The sequence below is a fragment of the Bacillus cereus group sp. BceL220 genome (assembly GCF_051776965.1).
GTDB classification, from domain to species: Bacteria; Bacillota; Bacilli; order Bacillales; family Bacillaceae_G; genus Bacillus_A; species Bacillus_A cereus.
The window spans coordinates 83162-103457 of sequence record NZ_JBPWBC010000009.1; the positions used below are offsets into that span (position 1 = coordinate 83162).

The following is a 20296-nucleotide window of genomic DNA, read 5'->3' on the forward strand; positions in this document are numbered from 1 at the left end:
CATATGGTTGAAAATAATTCTCATTTCCGTTGACAATAAGAATTAAGTTGAAATACACTTACAACGTATCATTATACATTGAAGGGGAAACGCTGCATGTTATTAAAAACAAATCAAGCAAAATGGATTGGATTATTTGTTGGAATCATTGCAGTCGTTATTTGTATTTGGGGAAGTATTATTTTCGGATATACAAATACGAGCTGGAAATTAGCGCTAGATGCTTTTTTCCATTTTAATGGTTCTAATGAACATATTATTATTCAAAATGTGCGCCTTCCAAGGGCACTTATAGCAGCAAGTGTTGGTGCTAGTTTAGCCATCGCGGGTTGTCTTATGCAAACTTTAACTAAGAATCCACTTGCTTCTCCAGATTTTATTGGATTAAATTCAGGTGCTGCGTTCTTCATAGTTGTAGCAATTGTAATCTTTTCAGTAACATCATTATCAGCTTTCACATGGATTGCCTTTTTAGGAGCTGCGGTTGCAGCTGTACTTGTATTTGCTTCTAGTTCTTTAGGAAAAGAAGGGACTACTCCTCTTAAGTTAACGTTAGCAGGGGTCGCAATTAGTGCGTTATTTTCATCATTAACACAAGGATTACTTGTGTTAAATGAAAAAGCACTTGAAGAGGTATTATTTTGGCTTGCTGGATCTGTGCAAGGGAGAAAGTTAGAAATTTTACAATCTGTATTCCCATATTTATTAATAGGATGGATTGCATCTCTTATGATGGCAGGGAAAGTAAATACATTGATGATGGGAGAAGACGTCGCGAAAGGACTTGGACAACGAACAATTTTAATGAAATCATTCGTGTTACTTATTATTGTACTATTGTCTGGTGGTTCAGTTGCGGTTGCTGGCCCAATTGGATTTATTGGAATTATTACTCCGCATTTTGCTAGATTTCTTGTTGGAGTTGACCACAGATGGAGAGTGCCTTATAGCGGATTGTTAGGTGCAATACTACTAATATTGGCTGATATAGCAGCAAGATATGTCATTATGCCACAAGAAGTACCAGTAGGAGTTATGACAGCATTTATTGGAGCACCGTTCTTTATTTATATTGCACGTAAGAGAGGGCTTAGCAAATGAAGAAATATATTCCGTTTCGTATAGGAAAAGGCGAGCTCTCGTTTTTAATGTATAAACGAGCTTGTCTCGTCTTGTTAAGTTTACTAGTTGTTTTAATAGGATTATTCTTTGCGAGCGCAGGTATGGGAGACATGAAAATTGCTCCTTATGACGTATGGCAAGCAATTACCGGAAATGGCGATGCAATGTCAAATATGGTTGTAAATAAGTTTCGTATGCCACGTATTTTAATTGCTATCCTCGTAGGAATTGCGCTTGCGGTAGCGGGCTGTATTTTACAAGGGCTCGTTCGAAATCCGCTTGCTTCTCCTGATATCATCGGGATTACGGGCGGGGCAAGTGTCGCAGTTGTATTATTTTTAGCGTTATTTAGTGATAAAAATAATGCACTAACGGTAAGTATTCATTATATGCCGCTCGCAGCTTTTGCAGGAGCAACGATTGTAGCGGTTTTTGTATACTTATTTGCATGGCAAAATGATGGATTATCACCAATTAGTCTCGTTTTAATTGGTGTTGGATTTTGGGCATTAACGAAGGCGGCGACAACATTATTTATGTTGCTAGCACCAATTTATCAAGCGAGCCAAGCGAATGTATGGATTACGGGTACCGTTTACGGCTCTTCTTGGCAAAATGTTATGGTACTTGCGCCTTGGGTTCTCATTTTAACAGTAATATCATTTATCGCAGCTAGGCATTTAAATGCACAAGAGCTAGGGGATGATATAGCGGTAGGACTTGGGGTTCCTTTAACGAAGTCGCGTGTATTTATGTTATTACTTAGTACAGCTTTAATTGGTGGTGCGGTAGCTTTTGCCGGAGGGATTGGATTTGTCGGTTTAATGGCACCTCATATTTCACGAAGATTAGTTGGTTCTTTATACGGTGCATTACTCCCAGTTGCAGCTATTGTCGGTGCAATTCTAGTACTTGCTGCAGATTTAATAGGGCGTACAATTTTCACACCACTTGAAATTCCAGCAGGGGTATTTACATCAGCAATTGGTGCACCTTATTTCATTTATTTACTTTATAAAAGTCGGAATTAATAAAGGGAGATGAATATGCAAAAAGCATTGGAGACGAAACGCTTGACGTTGTCTTATGGTGAAACAATTATTATTGATGAGCTGAACTTAGAAATTCCAAAAGGAGAAATTACAATTTTTATCGGTTCTAACGGTTGCGGGAAATCAACTTTATTACGTTCACTAGCCAGATTATTAAAGCCAACAAATGGTGATATTTTGTTAGATAATCAAGCAATTCAAAGTATGCAAACGAAGCAAATTGCTCGTCAAATGGCGATTTTACCGCAAGGACCACAAGCACCAGAAGGACTTACAGTATTACAACTTGTAAAGCAAGGACGCTATCCATATCAAACATGGCTGAAGCAATGGTCAGAAAAAGACGAGGAAATGGTACAGAAGGCACTTGCAGCAACAGGTATGACAGAATTTGCTGAGCGTGATGTGCATGCTCTTTCAGGTGGGCAGCGTCAACGTGCTTGGATCGCAATGACACTTGCACAAGATACAGATATCATTTTACTGGATGAGCCAACTACATACTTAGATATGACTCACCAAATTGAAGTGCTAGATTTATTATTCGAATTAAATGAAACAGAACAAAGAACAATTGTTATGGTATTACATGATCTGAATTTAGCATGCCGCTATGCAGATAACATTGTAGCAATTCAAGATAAACAAATATATGCACAAGGTAAACCTGAAGAAGTGGTAGATGAGAAACTAGTACGTGATGTATTCCGAATGGAGTGTCAAATTAGTACGGATCCGTTGTTTGGAACACCGCTTTGTATCCCTCACGGAAGAGGAAGACGTGTAGTTAAAGAAGTTGCTCAGGCAATGAGATAAAAAAAACGATGAGTGAGTCATCGTTTTTTTATTTGGTACAAGAAAATAAGAGGAAGAGAGGAATACGTAAGCGACGTTTATACTCTTCTTCATCTTGAAAATAGGTTGGATTTGGTGTAGCTTCTTTTAATGATGTAATGGTAAATCCGGCTTGCTGTAATAATGTGAAATACTCTTCCGTTGTACGATGATATTTAATAACTTCTTGGTCAATCCATGGTTCAACCCGTTTGCCTAGTTTAAAATAATCATCGACGAGCCAACTCGTTCTTTTACTACTTGTTTGTAAGCTTTCAAATGAAGAAGTAATAACGGGATGTTGAACGCTAAAGGTAAAGGTGCCATTTGTTTTTAAAGTTTGAAACACATTTTGAAAAATGATATCAAGATGTTCAATATAATGTAAGGCGAGTCTAGAGGTTACTAAATCAAAAGTGGAAGAGGGATAGGTATAATCTTTGAGGTTTAAAAAATGAACAGATCCATTTTTATTTTCTAGTTGTTTTTTAGCTTTTCCATACATAAGCTCGGAGCCTTCAATGCCGGTGTAAGAGTAGCATCCCTTTTCTAATAATTCCGCACCAAACTTAGCATCACCACAGCCTAAATCGAGAATTTGTTTTCCTTGCACATGACCAATGAGCTGAAAGAATACTGGTTTTTCAATGGATTCATTTGGGCTATTTTCTCGGTATCTTCGTTTCATATATTGTTCGAAAAATGCTGTGTTATTGTATACATCAGATTCTGTAAATGCCATGTTTGAAGCCTCCCTAAATATTTTTTTAATTCTATCAAATATGAAAAGTAAATGATAGATTTATTGTAATGAATCATATATAATCTAGAATTGTAAGCGGTTACTTTAAACTATTTTTCTATAATAAATTCTGAAAACGTGTTAAGCTAGTAGAGGGATTATTAGAACTATTAAGACAATAATCCGCTTACATGAACGATGGGAGGCTTCACGATGTCTAGTAAAACACTTGCGAAATTTTTAGAAGAAAATTTAGAGGATTTAAAATCAAAGGGGCTTTATAACGTAATTGATCCGCTTGAGAGTTCAAATGGACCAATCATTACAATTGGCGGAAAAGAATATATTAACTTATCTTCAAACAACTATCTTGGATTAGCAACAGATAGCCGTTTGCAAGAAGCAGCAATTGGTGCTATTCATAAGTACGGTGTTGGAGCAGGGGCTGTTCGTACAATTAACGGTACTTTAGATTTGCATATTAAGTTAGAAGAAACAATTGCAAAGTTTAAACATACAGAAGCAGCAATTGCTTATCAATCAGGATTTAACTGTAATATGGCAGCGATTTCAGCTGTTATGGATAAAAATGATGCGATTCTTTCAGACGAATTAAATCATGCATCTATTATTGACGGTAGTCGTCTATCAAAAGCAAAAATTATTGTTTATAAACATTCTGATATGGAAGATTTACGCCAAAAAGCAATCGCGGCGAAAGAATCAGGTCTTTACAATAAATTAATGGTAATTACAGACGGTGTCTTTTCAATGGATGGAGATGTTGCAAAACTACCAGAAATTGTTGAGATTGCAGAAGAGTTAGATTTAATGACATACGTAGATGATGCACACGGTTCAGGTGTACTTGGAAAAGGTGCAGGAACTGTAAAGCACTTCGGTCTTTCTGATAAAGTTGATTTCCAAATTGGTACATTATCAAAAGCAATTGGGGTAATTGGTGGATATGTAGCAGGGAAACAAAACTTAATTGACTGGTTAAAAGTTCGTTCACGTCCATTCTTATTCTCTACAGCATTAACACCAGCTGATGCGGCAGCTTGCATGAGATCAATTGAAATCTTAATGGAAAGCACAGAGTTACATGATCGTCTATGGGAAAACGGTCGCTATTTAAAACAAGGGTTAAAAGAACTTGGCTTTAACATTGGGGAAAGTGAAACGCCAATTACACCTTGTATTATTGGGGACGAAGTATTAACACAAGAATTTAGTAAACGTCTAAATGAAGAAGGCGTATACGCAAAATCTATCGTGTTCCCAACTGTAGCAAAAGGAACAGGTCGTGTTCGTAATATGCCTACAGCAGCTCATACGAAAGAAATGTTAGATGAAGCAATTCGTAAGTATGAAAAAGTAGGGAAAGAAATGGGCATCATTTAAGTAACGACATCTTTTGAATAGCTTGCAAATGAGGAGTGGGGAAAATGAAAAAAATTCTAGTAACCGGTTCTTTAGGGCAAATTGGTTCTGAACTAGTAATGAAACTTCGTGATGTATACGGCGCATCAAATGTTATTGCAACAGATATTCGTGAAACAGACAGTGAAGTAGTAACGTCTGGTCCATTTGAAACGTTAGATGTAACAGATGGACAAAAACTACATGATATCGCAAAGCGTAATGAAGTAGATACAATTATTCATTTAGCAGCTTTACTTTCAGCAACAGCAGAAAAAAATCCGTTATTTGCATGGAATTTAAATATGGGTGGACTTGTAAATGCTCTAGAAGCAGCTCGTGAATTAAACTGTAAGTTCTTCACGCCAAGTTCTATCGGTGCATTCGGTCCATCGACGCCAAAAGATAATACACCGCAAGATACAATTCAGCGTCCTACTACGATGTATGGGGTAAACAAAGTAGCAGGAGAATTACTATGTGATTATTATTATCAAAAGTTTGGTGTAGATACGCGCGGTGTCCGTTTCCCAGGTTTAATTTCTTACGTAGCTCCTCCAGGAGGCGGAACAACTGATTATGCAGTTGAAATTTATTATGAGGCGATTAAAAAAGGTGCATACACCTCATACATTGCTGAAGGAACGTACATGGACATGATGTATATGCCTGATGCTTTACAAGCGATCATTTCATTAATGGAAGCTGATCCAAGTAAGCTAGTGCATAGAAATGCATTTAACATTACAGCAATGAGCTTCGAGCCAGAGCAAATTGCAGCGTCAATTCGTAAACACATTCCGACGTTTACAATGGATTATGCAGTAGATCCAGCTCGTCAAACAATCGCTGATAGCTGGCCAAACTCTATTGACGCAACAGCAGCAATGAAAGAGTGGGGCTTCAAAGCAGAATACGATTTAGATAAAATGACAACTGACATGCTGGCTAAGTTAAAAAAAAAGCTTGCAGCTGAGTTAGTGATGAATTAATAGGAAGGGTCGATTCTTAGGAATCGACTCTTTTTATTTGTATTTTGGGAATATGCAAATAATTACAAATGTGATAGAATGAGTTAATTTGTGTGTAAAGGGGAGACAAGGAACGGAGAAATGGGAGTTAGCAAAGGAAATTTACAATACGTCACGTTTAACGGGAACATTTAAACTTCGATCAGGACAAGTATCAAATCAATACTTTGATAAGTACTTATTTGAATCTAATCCAGTACTGTTATTAGAAATTACTAAACAGTTGAAAGAGCTCATTCCTCCTGATACAGAAGCACTCGCTGGTTTAGAGATGGGAGGAATTCCAGTAGCAACGGCATTATCTTTACAAACAGGTATACCAGTCGTATTTGTAAGAAAAGAAGCGAAGAAGTACGGCACATGTAAGTTGGCAGAGGGTGTTGATATTGCTGGGAAAAATGTTTGTGTTGTTGAAGATGTCATTACGACAGGCGGTCAAATATTATTAAGCACGAAAGATTTAAGAGAACTAGGTGCGAAAGTTAATCATGTTCTAGGTGTGATTGAACGAACAAAAGAAGGAAGAGATAACTTATTAGAAGATGGATTGCAGTTGCACTCCTTATTTACAATGGATGAGTTAATTGAAGGGGAAATGCAACATGCAAAGAGTTGATGTCGTATATGCACTAATACATGACGAAGAAACAGATAAAATATTAATGGTACATAATGTAGAACAAAACGTTTGGTCATTGCCAGGCGGGGCTGTAGAAAAAGGTGAAATATTAGAGGAAGCACTAATGAGAGAAGTGAAAGAAGAGACAGGTTTAACTGCTACGTTAGGTGGACTTGTTGCGATCAATGAAAAATTCTTTGAAGAATCAGGGAATCATGCGCTATTTTTTACATTCCGAGCGAATGTAGTAAAAGGTGAACTTATTGCGGAAGATGAAGGTGAAATTTCTGCAATAGAGTGGGTGGATCGAACAATTGCGAATGAGCGCTTCCCATACTATGACGGAGGATTTGAATCTTTGTTAGAAGTAGCCATTCCATACAAGTTTCAACCAGAAACAAAGTAATTGAACGAAAAAACAGGAGCCACAAGGCTCCTATTTTCTATTCAATCGTCTTCAGTAATAGTTTTTTCAGCAATGGTTTAATCTTCAATCGTAAATCTTCAGCATGATTTGCAACTAAGAAGTGATGGTTATAAATGTTTTTCATCAATTGATAAGTTGCTTCTTTCGCTTCGCCTTCTTCTATGAAGATACCGATTACTTCCATACCACTTTTACGCGCGAGTTTAACAGCTTCATGCGTATCTAAAATTCCGTCTTGTTGATAGTCTAGCGCAGAAGGCTCACCGTCTGTGAAGACTAGTAAGAATTTATGTTTCTCAGGTCTTTTGGCAAGTTTTTCAGAAACGATACGAATAATATATCCGTCGCGGTTATCTTCTTCTTCACGAAGTTGCATAATTTCTGGACCAACGTTTGGTAACGTTGAGTTTTTATAATTTATAACTTCATGAATAACGTTCGGCTTATCTTCAGGTTTAGCGCTAGAGGCATCTTCCCAAAATCCGCTAATAGCGTGCGGGATTTTTAAAGATTTTAAAGCTTCATGGAATAGTACAACACTCTTCTTCGTTTCTTCCATTTTGTTATACATAGAACCAGAACAGTCAACTAACAGTTGGAATGCAACATCGAGTTCTTGTGACTCTTGTCCTTTTTTATAAAACATCCGCGGTTGTTTTTCGGTATAAATACGAAGGAATTTCTTACGAAGTCTTCCGTAATATTTATCACTATTCGCATTCGTTTTATTTTCAATCGTTTTTTCGATAATTTTCTTTAATTCTTTTACATCTTTATTGACGACTGATTTGATAGCTTGGTAATCTTTTTTCTCATCAATATTTACTTTGCGAGCTTCTTTAAATGTATGAGAAGCACCTACATTATACTTCCCATATGCACCGTCGTCCTGGCTAGAAGCGTGTGAAGCCCTTGCTTCTTCTGTATCAGCGCCATCAAAGTTGGATTGTGTACTTTTTTGAGAAGTACCTTGTACAGAACCAAGTGCTTGGTCGCCATCTTCTGATTCACGAGCAGTATCGCCCATCATGTTTGTTTTTGTTCCGCTTTCTAATTCAAAGCGTAAAAAGTTCTCGTTTTCGTTATTTTTATTCTCACGATGCCATGTGGAGAAACTTTCATCCATTTTGTTTTTATTTTCATCGTCATCTATAAGCTGCGTATCATCATTTGCTAAATCTTCGACGCGACAGTTCTTTTCGTCTGCAAGAACAGATAAGTAAAGTGGAGCATGTCCGAAATAGTTGTTAAGCATATCACTTTCAAGAAGCGCCTCTAAGCGATAGCGAATTTTCTCAACGATATACATAATATCTTCTGTATTACGTGCTTGGAATGTTTCATGTAAAATCGCTTCAATTTGCTCAAAATATTCATTATTAAACATTTCATATTTATCGCTCGTTAATGAAAGATAGCATAGGCAAAATAGACGATCACCGTGATAATTACGAACGCGGTTTATTTCATTTTGAGAGCCGAAATAATTGCGGTACATTTCTTTTCGGCGTTTAAAAATATGTTTCGTGCCAGGACGTAAGTTCTTTACGATTTCCTCAACGCGTAAATCTTCTAATAGAACAAATAATTGTGTTAAAAACTTTTTTAGGGGCGATTCTTGCAATTCAATCGCATACGAACGAATTAAAGTCATGTCCGAGTAATGTTTATTACCAAGTGCTTTTAAGAACACTTCGCTTTTTAATCCGATTACTGTATCTTCTTCTTTTCGATCATCCCAAAAGTGACTAATGACAACTTTCTTTTCAATTTCGTCGTAGTATGCTTTATAGCCATATTCAAGATAGGCATCGTCTTCTTTTAGAAGGGCATACATTAAATTTTCCATTTGTAGAAACAGCGACGCATCAATTTTTTTGTCACTAAAAATTTGTCTCATAAATTATCCCTCAAAGAAATAACTTTCTGCTAATTCACGGACAGTCATTTGTTCTGTTTCATCATTAAGTTTTGCAATTATGCTTCGTTCAATAGCGCGCATAACAGGAATATATACACCTAAATCACATGCGTCGATAATACCACGAATACTTGCTGCTTCTTCACTTACACGTCCATCGCGAGCTAAAGGCATAAGGTCGCTTGCAAATGCAACAAACTTTTCAATTGTTGCAACATCATTTAATTTTGATTCTGCTAATAATAGTTCTTTTAATGTGTCACCTTGAATGTAAGGAACTTCAATAATAACGAAACGGTTTTTTAATGCTTCATTTAGTTCACTTGTTCCAACGTAACCTTCGTTAATCGCAGCAATTACACGGTATTCGTCATCACCGTATACAACCTCTTGTGTAAATGGGTTTGTGATCATTTTACGGTAATCTAATGCGCCGTGAAGTAGCGGTAAAGTTTCAGGTTTTGCCATATTGATTTCGTCAATATATAGGAAGTGACCGTTCTTCATTGCTTTCATAAGAGGACCGTTAACGAATGAAACTTCAGATGCACCATCTTTCGTTTGTAGTGTGTTGTATCCTAAAATACCTTCTACATCTAAGTCGACAGAGCAGTTAATGCTATGCATTGGTTTTTGGAATAAAGAAGAAAGAGTTTCCGCTAGTACTGTTTTACCACTACCAGTCGGTCCTTTTAATAGAATGTTCTTGCCAAGAAGAAGTGCTGTAATCGCATCTTCAATAATGCTATTATCAGACGCTTTATATATTTTCGTTCCGATTAAATGTGCATTTTCACCAGCTTCTTGTTTATTCTTTTCATGAATCGTAGAAAGCTGTTGTTTTAAATCAGAATGTATATGAAATTGTTCTAACATGTATTTCCCACCTAACATTATTTTCATAAAGTAATACATCTTATGATAACTTGTTTTAATATGGTATGCAAAGAAAAGGAAGGAGGATAAAGGGAAAAGAAAAAGCAATCAAGATGAAGTTGATTGCTTACAGTAAAGGAGAAATGAGCCTCATGAAAGACTCCAATATGCGTTTTTTTATACTTCTTTTTTGGAAAGAGTTCCATTTAATTTCAGTTGAATGTTTAAAGTCTTCTTCAAAATCACGTTTAATATCGTGAACTGTTTTTGATTCATAAAGTACGCTAATAATTTCGTAATTTAATTCAAAGCTACGTACATCCATGTTTGCTGTTCCAATAGTTGCAATTGTATCATCAACGAGTACAATTTTTGCATGCATAAAACCATCTTTATAACTGTAAATAGAAGCACCAGCTTTTAAAAGCGGAGTGAAATAGGATTGAGATGCTTGATCACTAATGATGCTATCACTTTTACCTGGATATAAAATCCGTACATCTATTCCGGCAATTGCACTTAAGCGTAATAATGTTAAAGTTTCTTGATCTGGAATAAAGTAGGGTGTAGCAATCCAAATTGATTTTTTTGCAGAGCCCATAACAGCTAATAATGTATTACGAATACTTTTATCATCGGAGCTTGGTCCGCTGGCTACGATTTGAACAGCACCTTCTGCATTTGAAATCTCTTTACCTGGGAAGTATTGTCTATTCATGAATTGATCCCAGGAATAAGTATTTAAACCACTAGAGGCATAGAGCCAGTCTTCTAGAAAGATTGCTTGTAATTTATATAATGCTTTTCCTTCTATTTTTAAATGACTATCACGCCAAACAGGAAATTTCTTTGAACGACCAAGATATTCATCACCGACATTGAGTCCTCCGGTAAAACCAATTTCTCCATCTACAATAACAATTTTTCGATGGTTACGATAATTGACAGTTTCAAGTAACCAAGCTGAAAAAATAGGGTCAAATTCTACAATTTCAATCCCAGCTTCTTTCATAGGTTGTAAAAATCGTCTTCTTAACGTATTACTTCCAAGGCCATCATAAAGGAAGCGTACAATAACACCATCTTTTGCTTTTTGTATTAAAGCATCTCGAACTTTTGTACCAATTTCATCAGATTTATAAATGTAGTATTGAATATGTATATGATGTTTTGCCTGCTCTATAGCTCGCAAAATTTCTGAAAATGTTTGATCTCCGTTTGTTAAAAGTTTTGTAGTTGTTTTATCTGCGGCAGGACCGCCCCCAAATTTTTGTATGACTTCTGTTAAATGTAAGGAACGTTCATTTAGTGGGACTGTGAGTAATAACTCTAGTCTTCTTCCTTCTAATATTTCACGGAATAATTTTCTTTGTTCTTCTGAACGATGGAGATGTTTTTTTCTTCTCCAGCGGCTGCGTCCGAAAATAGCGTATAAAAGCACACCTATAATAGGAAGAAGTGCTAATACTAAAAACCATGCTAATGTACTTTGTGGAGATCTATTTTCTATAAAAATAACGAATGAAATTCCTACGATTGTGATGGACCATAGAGCACCGACAAATGTATATAACGAGATATACGATGTATTTAATAGGAACAGAACGATAGATACAATTGTAAATATTAATAGTAATTGAACGATAGGCTTCTTCATTTCTATATAATTCCCCTAATCTTTTTTCAATATAGACTTCTTAAATAGAAGATGTAATATGACATCTTTATTATAAGGTGTTTTGCTTTTTTTACAAAATATAGACATTTCACCTATACTTTCCGCATTTGTCCTACATACAGTGTACTATCCCATTTTTTATCTCACTCTTAACGCATATGAAAATGAAAAAATCGAAAAGGAGCGGAGAAACATGAATTATATAGAAAATAATGGATTGTACTATCGGAATCATCATGGAGGACACAATCATAACGGCGGACATCATCACCATGGAGGACACAATCACTATGATCACCATCATCATCACGGAGGCGGCTGGGGCTGGGGTGGTGGTAGTTCATGGGGAGGCGGATTTTTCCCTGGAAGCTTTGCAGGAGGAGTGTTAGGCGGACTGACAGCGGGTGCATTAACAGGTGCAACAAGTGGAGGATATTATCCGGCTCCATATCCAGTAGCTTATCCATCACCATACCCTGTAACGTATCCAATGCCATACCCAGGTTATCAGCAAATCCCATATTCGTATTAAACTAAAAAAGAGGCTATCCTCTTTTTTAGTTTAATACGGTATTTATTTATAAAATACTTCCAAAATTAAGGTGAAAATATGTTAATATTTTGTTATTGTAATTCAAAAACATATACATTGATGTAGAGTTTTATATTATTATTCGTGAATAGTTATGTAGTATGTTCTAATTTCTATTTCGTTATTAAAAACAAAGAGATCAGATGTGAGTGGTATTAGTTGGAAACAAGGCTTGCATAGAGCCACTTAAAGGGATTGCAGTATAATAAGGCGCGAAATAATTAGGGAGATGAGAAGCTACTAGTTATAATTGGAACGGTATAATATTGCTTTTTATTACAAATAATATTATGTTATTTTAATCGGTCTATTTAAAAAGATAATTTATGTAATGGGCTAGTATTAGAAAATGAAATATCTCTATTTCTATGAAGAGAAACAGGTTGTGTTTTAGTCAGATAGAAGCAAGGAGAGATGCGCATGCTAGAACAGAGAGGTCATGCATTATATGACTCTTCATTGCGAGATTTAAAGTTAGCATTAGATGAGTCTTCAATTGTTGCAATTACAGATCGAAAAGGTCTTATTACATATGTAAATGATAAATTTTGTGAAATCTCTAAATACAAAAGAGAAGAATTAATTGGAAAAGATCACCGTATTTTAAATTCAGGACATCATCCAAAAACCTTTTTTCAAGACTTATGGAAACGTATTTTGAATGGGAAAGTATGGACAGGTGAGATTCGGAATCGAGCAAAAGATGGTACATATTATTGGGTCAAAACAACAATTGTTCCATTTTTAAATGAAAAAGGAGAGCCATACCAGTTTATCGCAATTCGAAATGATATTAGTAGTAGAAAAGAAGCGGAACATAGATTACGGCTAAGTGAAAGTCGTTATAGGGAACTTGCCTATCACGATGCTTTAACGAGTTTGCCTAACCGTTTACAATTAATAACGACCGTTAATAAATTGATTGCAGATAAAAAAGAATTTGGTATGATTTACTTTGATTTGGACCGTTTTAAATTAGTAAATGATACGTTAGGTCATATGATAGGAGATTTACTTTTAAGCGAAGTTGCTTCAAGGTTGCATTATGTACTAGGAGAGAAAGATGTTCTGGCTAGGCTAGGTGGCGACGAATTTGTGCTGTTAACAAAAAATCATAGACAAGATGATATGAGTCAGTTAGCGACATCTGTGTTGTCATGTTTCCAGGCACCATTTATGCTTGAAGGCCATGAAGTATACATTTCAGCTAGTCTAGGACTTTGTTCTTATCCACAAGACGGACAAGATGTGGAAACTTTATTGAAAAACTCTGACTTAGCTATGTATAGTGCAAAAGAACAGGGGAGAAACGCTGCATGTTTCTTTACAGATGAGCTACGCGCGAAAATAAATCGTAGAATGAAAGTTGAGTTTGCTTTGCAAAAGGCAATTCGTGATGAAGAGTTAGATGTAGCATTGCAGCCTATTATTGATTTGAAAACGAAGAGATATTCTGGTATAGAAGCTCTAGTACGTTGTATGACAGAAGACGGACCTATTTCACCAAGCGAATTTATCCCTGTTGCTGAAGAGTCTGGACTTATTATAAAGCTAGGAGACTGGGTATTAGAAAAGTCATGCCGATTGTTTAAAACATTGCCAAATTACCAAGAAGGACTAAAGTTATCTGTGAATTTATCTATACAACAATTAATGCAGAAACGTTTTATTTTGTCAGTACGTAGCATTTTAAAGAGAACTGGTTTTCCTCCGAACCGTTTAATATTAGAAATAACGGAAAGCATTGCAGTTCGCCATTTTGATTATATTATTGCTACATTACAAGAATTAAGAAATATGGGTGTTTTAATTGCTTTGGATGATTTCGGAACTGGCTATTCTTCCTTATATTATTTAAAACAACTACCACTGGATATTGTAAAAATTGATCGTAATTTTATTCGTGAATTTCATTATGATCACGCACAACCAGAACGAACGATTGTAAAATCCGTTATTGAAATTGCTCATAGTTTAAATTTAGCAGTAGTTGCTGAAGGGGTAGAAACAGTAGAGCAAGAGAGTTTGTTACAATCAATGAGCTGTGATTATGTACAGGGATTTTATTATGCGAAACCTTTATCTGTAGGAGAGCTAAAAGAAAAGTTAATTACAGATTTTTAATAAAAAAGAGAAGCCAGCAGCTTCTCTTTATTTAATCCGTTTTTTGTGAGTCTTTCATTAGTACAGGATAAAGAATAAGACCTAATACGAACAATCCAATTCCTAAGAAGAACGTTTTTAAGTCAGCAGTTCCTGTTTTGATAACCCAAATTGAGTATATAAATGCTAATGTAGTGATGATCCCGTCCTTTATTCGAGAACCAGGCATTATATCATACGTTTCTCCTGTAATAACCAGTTTGAATTGGTACAGAGTAGAAACAAGGTATGGAATTAAATAGGCTAATGTTGCTACGACGATAGCGAAACTATACGCTTCTGAAACAGTACCAGAAATCGTTGAAAATAAGAAGATTTGCGTCATTACATTTGTAATCAATAATGATTTTGAAGGACTACCTTTTTTATTTGTTTTCCCGAAAAACTTAGGGAAAAGTCCATTCTTTGCTGCCTGGTAAGGTACTTCTGAACTAACAACAATCCAGCCAACTGTAGATCCAAATAAAGATATAAGAGCGAGTAAAGCCATTATATATGCACCTTTATTTCCAATTGCTAAATTTAATGCGTCTACTAAAGGTTTTTGAGACTCTTTTAAAGCATCTTGCGGAAGAGCTCCCATTGTAAGTAAAGTAATTGACATGTAAATAAGAAGAGCGATAATTAATCCGAAAATCGTAGCTTTTTTTACATCGCGCTGTGATTTTGCACGATTAGAAAGCATAACTGCTGATTCAATACCGATAAATGCCCAGAGTGTTGCAATAGCAGCTGAATTGATTTGTCCACCTAATGAGATTGATTGTCCTGCTTCATTCATAAAGGTTTGACCGTCTCCGAAATTAGAGGCGTTGAAAATGAATAATGTAATTACAATAAACATTGTAAATCCGATAATTTTTGCAATGGTAGCAAGTAGATTCATGTTTCCAGCTCGATCAATATTTTGAGAAAGAATATATTGAATTCCCCAAAGCATAAGGCTACATACGAGGAAAGTTAATCCTTTTCCGAGTTCCAGTGAAAATCCATTTATTGAAAAAAGAATTTGCTTACTTTGTAAAACTGGAAAGAATGTTGATAAATATCCAGCAAAGGAAATAATAACAGATGCTGTTGCAGCCCAGTTAGCAGCCCAATATCCCCATGCCATACTATATCCTGCAACTTTACCAGCTTTTTTTGAAGGAAACATAGCTTGAGCATAGCTTTGTGGTCCAGCTTTTAATTCTGGTTTCCGAATCGCTAAATTTCCAAATACAAGTGCAATCATAAATACGCCAAGTCCTGTAATACTCCATGCGAGTGTAGAACCCATCGGACCTGATACTTGTGCTAAATTTGCTGGTAGCATAAATACGCCACCGCCAACCATATTCCCGATAACAAATGCTGTTAAAACCCATAATCCCCATTTTTTCGTTTCCATTTTTGTTAACTCCTTTGTAGTAAGTTTTGCTTAAACATCATTTTTTACTAGCTTTTTGACAATAAAAAAAGAGCCATGTAGATAAAAAAATACCTACATGGCTCTTTCGCCAAAGCGTAGGTACAACGGGAATAACCCTTGTACCTACGCGTAATTTTTCCGCTAGGTTTCAAGGGTTACGTATGATGATGATGTTTTTGTGCAAATGTAACTACAGTTGTTGTATAAGTAAGCATAGTTCTTTGCTCCCTTTCTCCTCTGATTTTGAAGTTAGTATACTACATGTTTTTTTGAATGAAAAGAAAAATATAAAAATTTTTATAAAAATACGTTTTAAAGATTAAATATTTACCTATATTTTTCTTGTACTGGAAAATAAGTGAGAGATTGGCAGAAGAGTGAAGCATGTTATAATACATATAGAATTAGAAGGTGACAAGGGGCTATTGTAGATGATGAGTAAGTATGAACAAATTTATACAGAAATCAGTAAATCTATTGATAATAAACAATTAAAAGAGGGATGCAAAATCCCATCAGAAACAGAATTAATGAAGCAGTATGAGGCAAGCCGAGGAACGGTAAGAAAAGCGGTAGATTTACTGCAAGAGCGTGGATATGTGCAAAAAATTCATGGAAAAGGTGTTTTTGTTTTAAAGCGAAAGAATATTGAATTTAATTTTGGCGGTATTGTAAGTTTCCAAGAAGAAAATGAACGTTTAGGACGTCATTGTATTACAGAAGTTGTGGAAATGGGCAAAGAAGAAGCCACAAAAGAAATTGCGAAATTATTAAATGTAAAAGAAAAAACAGAGATTGACCATATTAAACGTGTACGAAATATTGATGGAGAAAAAGTAATTTTAGATATAAATCATTTTGTATCTGAGTTTATTCCAGGATTAACGAAAGAAATTGCAACAGCATCGATTTATAAATACATCGAGAAAGAGCTTGGGCTACACATTAGTTATTCGCAGAGGGTAATTGAAGTACAGCCATGTACAGAGGATGACAGAAAGTATTTAGATTTAAATGGAACAGACTATGTTGTCGTTGTGAAAAACTTTACACATTTGTATGATGGAAGTCAGTTTGAATATACAGAATCACGCCACCGTTTAGATATTTTTCACTTTTCGGATGTGGCACGCAGGAAGTAAAGAGGTGGAACAAAATATTGTTTCATCTCTTTTTTTTATAAAAAAAACACAAACTCGTATATACGAGTGTTGACTAACTTATATATACGAGTTAATATGTAATTGTAAACGGTATCAAAAAAAGAAAAGAGGGACGGGAATATGGGGAAAGACTATCGTAAAACAGCAGAGGAAGTGTTGCAGTATATTGGTGGGAAAGACAATATTGAACAAGCTGCACATTGTGTGACGAGGCTCCGTATCGCTTTAAAAGATGAAAGTAAAATAGATAATGATAAATTACAGTCTGTTTCATTAGTGAAAGGAGCATTTCATAACGCTGGTATATTTCAAGTTGTAATTGGTCCAGGGGATGTAGATCGTGTTTACGCTGAATTGATAACGCTTGCAGGTATGAAAGAATCGACTGTAGCTGACGTAAAAGACTCTGGAAATCAGAAGTTAAATCCAGCTCAAAAGTTTGTGAAAATATTTTCGGATGTATTTATGCCGATATTACCAGCGATAGTAACAGCTGGTTTACTAATGGGTATTAACAATCTATTAGGGGCAAAGGACTTATTTTTTGATGGGAAAAATTTATTAGATGTTTATCCGAACTTAGGCGGGCTTTGGGATTTAATTAATATGATGGCCAATACAGCATTCGTATTCTTACCAGCACTTGTCGGGTGGTCAGCAACGAAGCGTTTTGGTGGTAGTCCAATACTAGGGATTGTTATGGGATTAATGCTTGTGCACCCGGCCTTATTAAACGCTTGGGACTATGGAAAAGCAGCGACTGGTTTAGAGGGTCAAAAGATTGAGTACTTCAATATTTTAGGACTGTTCCAAATTGAGAAGGTAGGATATCAAGGACAAATTTTACCTGTTTTAGTAGCAGCATTTGTATTAAGTAAAGTGGAAATTTTCTTAAAGAAACATGTACCAAATGCAATTCAATTATTAGTTGTACCAATTACAACAATCGTTGTGACAGGTGTGTTAGCATTAGGAATTATTGGTCCAGTTACACGTCATATTGGAGATTTATTAACAGTAGGATTAGTAGGTGTATATGAAACAGTACCAGTAGTTGGAGCAGTATTATTTGGAGCGTTATATGCACCGCTTGTAATTACAGGTATGCATCATATGTTTATTGCAATTGATTTACAATTGATTGCACAACATGGCGGTACATTTATTTGGCCGATGATCGCTCTTTCTAACATTGCGCAAGGTAGTGCGGCACTTGCGATGTTCTGGATTTCTAAAAATCAAAATGATAAAAGTATGGCATCAACATCAGCCATTTCAGCATACTTCGGTATTACAGAACCAGCGATGTTTGGTGTGAATTTACGAAATAAGTTCCCGTTCTATGCAGCGATTATAGGGTCTGCTGTGGCAGCGATATTCATTACATTAAATGGTGTATTAGCACCTGCTATCGGAATTGGCGGATTGCCAGCATTTATTTCTATCATTCCGAAATCGATTCCAATGTTTATTGTAGGAATGATTATTGCAGTTGTAATCCCATTTACTTTAACATGGTTATTTGCAAAAAGAGTCAAACAGAAGTAGGAGGAAGTTAAACATGAAAGATTGGCATAAAAGTGTAGTCTATCAAATTTATCCGAAGAGCTTTAATAGTTATTACAATAGAGAAACCGGGGATATAAAAGGTGTTACAGAGAAACTAGATTATTTAAAAGAACTCGGAGTGGATTATATATGGTTAACACCGATATACCAATCACCACAAAATGATAATGGATATGATGTAAGTGATTACTACAGCATTGATCCATCTTACGGAACGATGGAAGAGTTTGAAGAACTTTTAGCAGAAGCGAAAGTACGTAACATTGAGATTATGCTTGATATTGTTGTAAATCATAGTTCGACTGAACATAAGTGGTTTAAAGAAGCGAAGGAAGATAAAAATAGTCCATATCGTAATTACTATATTTGGCGTGATGAAAAAAATAATTGGCAGTCTAAGTTTGGTGGATCTGCTTGGAAATATGATGAGAAGACGGAGCAATATTATTTACATTTATTTGATGAAACACAAGCTGATTTAAATTGGGAAAATGAAAAACTTCGTGAAGAAGTATATGATATGATGCGTTTTTGGCTGGATAAAGGAGTAACAGGATTCCGATTAGATGTCATTAACTTAATTTCAAAAGACCAATGCTTCTTAAACGATGAAGGTAGTACTGCGACAAGTGATGGACGCAAGTATTATACAGATGGTCCGCGTGTTCATGAATATTTACAAGAGATGAACCGAAATGTTTTTGAAGGAAAAGATGTAATTACAGTTGGAGAAATGTCATCTACGACAATTGATAATTGTATTAAATATTCTAATCCTGAGCGTAATGAATTAAGCATGACGTTTAGTTTCCATCATTTAAAAGTAGATTATCCGAATGGTGATAAGTGGACGAAAGCAGAGTTTGATTTTATTAAATTAAAAGAGATTATGTCTAACTGGCAAATTGAAATGCAAAAAGGCGGAGGATGGAATGCGTTATTTTGGTGTAATCATGACCAGCCTCGCATCGTGTCACGCTTTGGTGATGACGGGAAGTACCGAAACGAATCTGCAAAGATGTTAGCGACAGCCATGCACATGCTGCAAGGAACGCCTTATATTTATCAAGGGGAAGAAATCGGTATGACGAATCCTAAATTTGAGTCCATCGAGCAATATCGTGATGTGGAATCGTTAAATATATACGATATAAAGCTAAAAGAAGGGCTATCAAAAGAAGAGATTATAGGGATTTTAAAGCAAAAATCTCGTGACAACTCGCGCACTCCAATGCAGTGGAATGAAGAGATGAACAGTGGTTTTACAACAAGTACACCTTGGATTTCAGCGGCTGAAAACTTTAAAGAAATAAACGTAGAGAAGGCATTAGAAGATAAAGAGTCCGTATTTTATCATTATAAAAAGTTAATAGAACTTAGAAAAACGTATGATGTAATTACTGAAGGAGAATATGCTATTTTGGATAAAAATGATCCTAAAATTTGGGCATATACTCGTACTACAGAAAGTGAAGTACTACTTGTTATAAATAACTTCTATGAAGAAGAAATAACGTACTCTGTACCAGCGCACGTTCAATTAGATGGAATGAAACAAGAAGTACTACTGTCGAATTATAAAGATGCCAGCAAGGATATTGCAAAACTTAACTTAAGACCATATGAATCAATTGTGTATCGATATACGAAATAAAAGGTTGTATGCCGCATGGG

At 35.6% G+C, this 20296-nt stretch carries 17 protein-coding genes; 12 read left to right on the top strand and 5 right to left on the bottom strand.

The annotated features are described in order from the left end of the window. Positions 1-96 precede the first annotated feature (96 nt). The 3 genes from ACS2FK_RS21485 to ACS2FK_RS21495 are packed head-to-tail and all read left to right on the top strand — an operon-like array spanning position 97 to position 2990. Positions 97-1101 carry a FecCD family ABC transporter permease gene (locus tag ACS2FK_RS21485; protein ID WP_000925211.1) on the top strand — a complete coding sequence of 335 codons (1005 nt, stop codon included), beginning with the start codon at positions 97-99 and terminating at the stop codon, positions 1099-1101. Beyond that, on the top strand, positions 1098-2153 hold the full coding sequence (locus ACS2FK_RS21490; protein ID WP_063546426.1) for a FecCD family ABC transporter permease: 1056 nt from the start codon (positions 1098-1100) through the stop codon (positions 2151-2153). Before ACS2FK_RS21485 ends, ACS2FK_RS21490 begins: the two co-directional genes overlap by 4 nt. Positions 2154-2168: 15 nt before the next feature. Further along, positions 2169-2990: an ABC transporter ATP-binding protein gene (locus ACS2FK_RS21495; RefSeq protein ID WP_001167953.1), complete on the top strand. Its 822-nt coding sequence runs from the start codon at positions 2169-2171 to the stop codon at positions 2988-2990. Positions 2991-3018: 28 nt separating this feature from the next. On the opposite strand, the gene ACS2FK_RS21500 is transcribed toward ACS2FK_RS21495, so the two are convergent. Beyond that, the gene (locus tag ACS2FK_RS21500) at positions 3019-3750 is read right to left on the bottom strand and encodes a class I SAM-dependent DNA methyltransferase (protein WP_063546428.1); all 732 of its coding nucleotides are present in this window, start codon (positions 3748-3750) and stop codon (positions 3019-3021) included. Between the two features lie 213 nt (positions 3751-3963). Between ACS2FK_RS21500 and ACS2FK_RS21505 the strand changes: the two genes are divergently transcribed. The 4 genes from ACS2FK_RS21505 (at position 3964) to ACS2FK_RS21520 (ending at position 7228) form a co-directional block, all read left to right on the top strand. Continuing rightward, the gene (locus ACS2FK_RS21505; protein ID WP_000095906.1) at positions 3964-5154 is read left to right on the top strand and encodes a glycine C-acetyltransferase; all 1191 of its coding nucleotides are present in this window, start codon (positions 3964-3966) and stop codon (positions 5152-5154) included. A gap of 44 nt (positions 5155-5198) precedes the next feature. Then, a complete protein-coding gene (locus ACS2FK_RS21510) occupies positions 5199-6164 on the top strand; it encodes an L-threonine 3-dehydrogenase (RefSeq protein ID WP_016083557.1) in 966 nt (321 codons plus the stop codon). 88 nt (positions 6165-6252) lie between these two features. Beyond that, positions 6253-6819, top strand: a complete 567-nt coding sequence (gene pyrE, locus ACS2FK_RS21515; RefSeq protein WP_063546430.1) for an orotate phosphoribosyltransferase — start codon at positions 6253-6255, stop codon at positions 6817-6819. Then, on the top strand, positions 6806-7228 hold the full coding sequence (locus ACS2FK_RS21520; protein ID WP_063546432.1) for an NUDIX hydrolase: 423 nt from the start codon (positions 6806-6808) through the stop codon (positions 7226-7228). Before pyrE ends, ACS2FK_RS21520 begins: the two co-directional genes overlap by 14 nt. 37 nt (positions 7229-7265) lie before the next feature. On the opposite strand, the gene ACS2FK_RS21525 is transcribed toward ACS2FK_RS21520, so the two are convergent. The 3 genes from ACS2FK_RS21525 to ACS2FK_RS21535 form a co-directional block, all read right to left on the bottom strand. Beyond that, the gene (locus ACS2FK_RS21525; RefSeq protein WP_063546434.1) at positions 7266-9149 is read right to left on the bottom strand and encodes a vWA domain-containing protein; all 1884 of its coding nucleotides are present in this window, start codon (positions 9147-9149) and stop codon (positions 7266-7268) included. Between the two features lie 3 nt (positions 9150-9152). Then, complete coding sequence (locus ACS2FK_RS21530) at positions 9153-10046, bottom strand: ATP-binding protein (protein ID WP_000892988.1); 894 nt, start codon at positions 10044-10046, stop codon at positions 9153-9155. A 127-nt stretch (positions 10047-10173) separates the two neighbouring features. Further along, positions 10174-11703, bottom strand: coding sequence for a cardiolipin synthase (locus tag ACS2FK_RS21535; RefSeq protein WP_023521037.1), 1530 nt, complete (start codon positions 11701-11703; stop codon positions 10174-10176). Positions 11704-11917: 214 nt separating this feature from the next. On the opposite strand from ACS2FK_RS21535, the gene ACS2FK_RS21540 reads away from it, so the two are divergent. Together ACS2FK_RS21540 and ACS2FK_RS21545 are read left to right on the top strand one after the other, a co-directional pair. Then, the gene (locus ACS2FK_RS21540) at positions 11918-12256 is read left to right on the top strand and encodes a hypothetical protein (protein ID WP_001106382.1); all 339 of its coding nucleotides are present in this window, start codon (positions 11918-11920) and stop codon (positions 12254-12256) included. A gap of 480 nt (positions 12257-12736) precedes the next feature. After that, positions 12737-14440: a putative bifunctional diguanylate cyclase/phosphodiesterase gene (locus ACS2FK_RS21545; RefSeq protein WP_000893346.1), complete on the top strand. Its 1704-nt coding sequence runs from the start codon at positions 12737-12739 to the stop codon at positions 14438-14440. 31 nt (positions 14441-14471) lie between these two features. Here ACS2FK_RS21545 and ACS2FK_RS21550 read toward each other — a convergent pair whose 3' ends face one another. Beyond that, positions 14472-15869, bottom strand: a complete 1398-nt coding sequence (locus ACS2FK_RS21550) for an amino acid permease (RefSeq protein WP_000448445.1) — start codon at positions 15867-15869, stop codon at positions 14472-14474. A gap of 452 nt (positions 15870-16321) precedes the next feature. On the opposite strand from ACS2FK_RS21550, the gene treR reads away from it, so the two are divergent. The 3 genes from treR (at position 16322) to treC (ending at position 20276) form a co-directional block, all read left to right on the top strand. Next, complete coding sequence (gene treR, locus ACS2FK_RS21555) at positions 16322-17032, top strand: trehalose operon repressor (RefSeq protein ID WP_063546436.1); 711 nt, start codon at positions 16322-16324, stop codon at positions 17030-17032. A gap of 141 nt (positions 17033-17173) precedes the next feature. Beyond that, entirely contained in the window at positions 17174-18601 is a 1428-nt protein-coding gene (gene treP, locus ACS2FK_RS21560) for a PTS system trehalose-specific EIIBC component (RefSeq protein ID WP_000513942.1), read from the top strand. A 13-nt stretch (positions 18602-18614) separates the two neighbouring features. Next, positions 18615-20276, top strand: coding sequence for an alpha,alpha-phosphotrehalase (gene treC / locus ACS2FK_RS21565; protein WP_063546438.1), 1662 nt, complete (start codon positions 18615-18617; stop codon positions 20274-20276). Positions 20277-20296 lie beyond the last annotated feature (20 nt).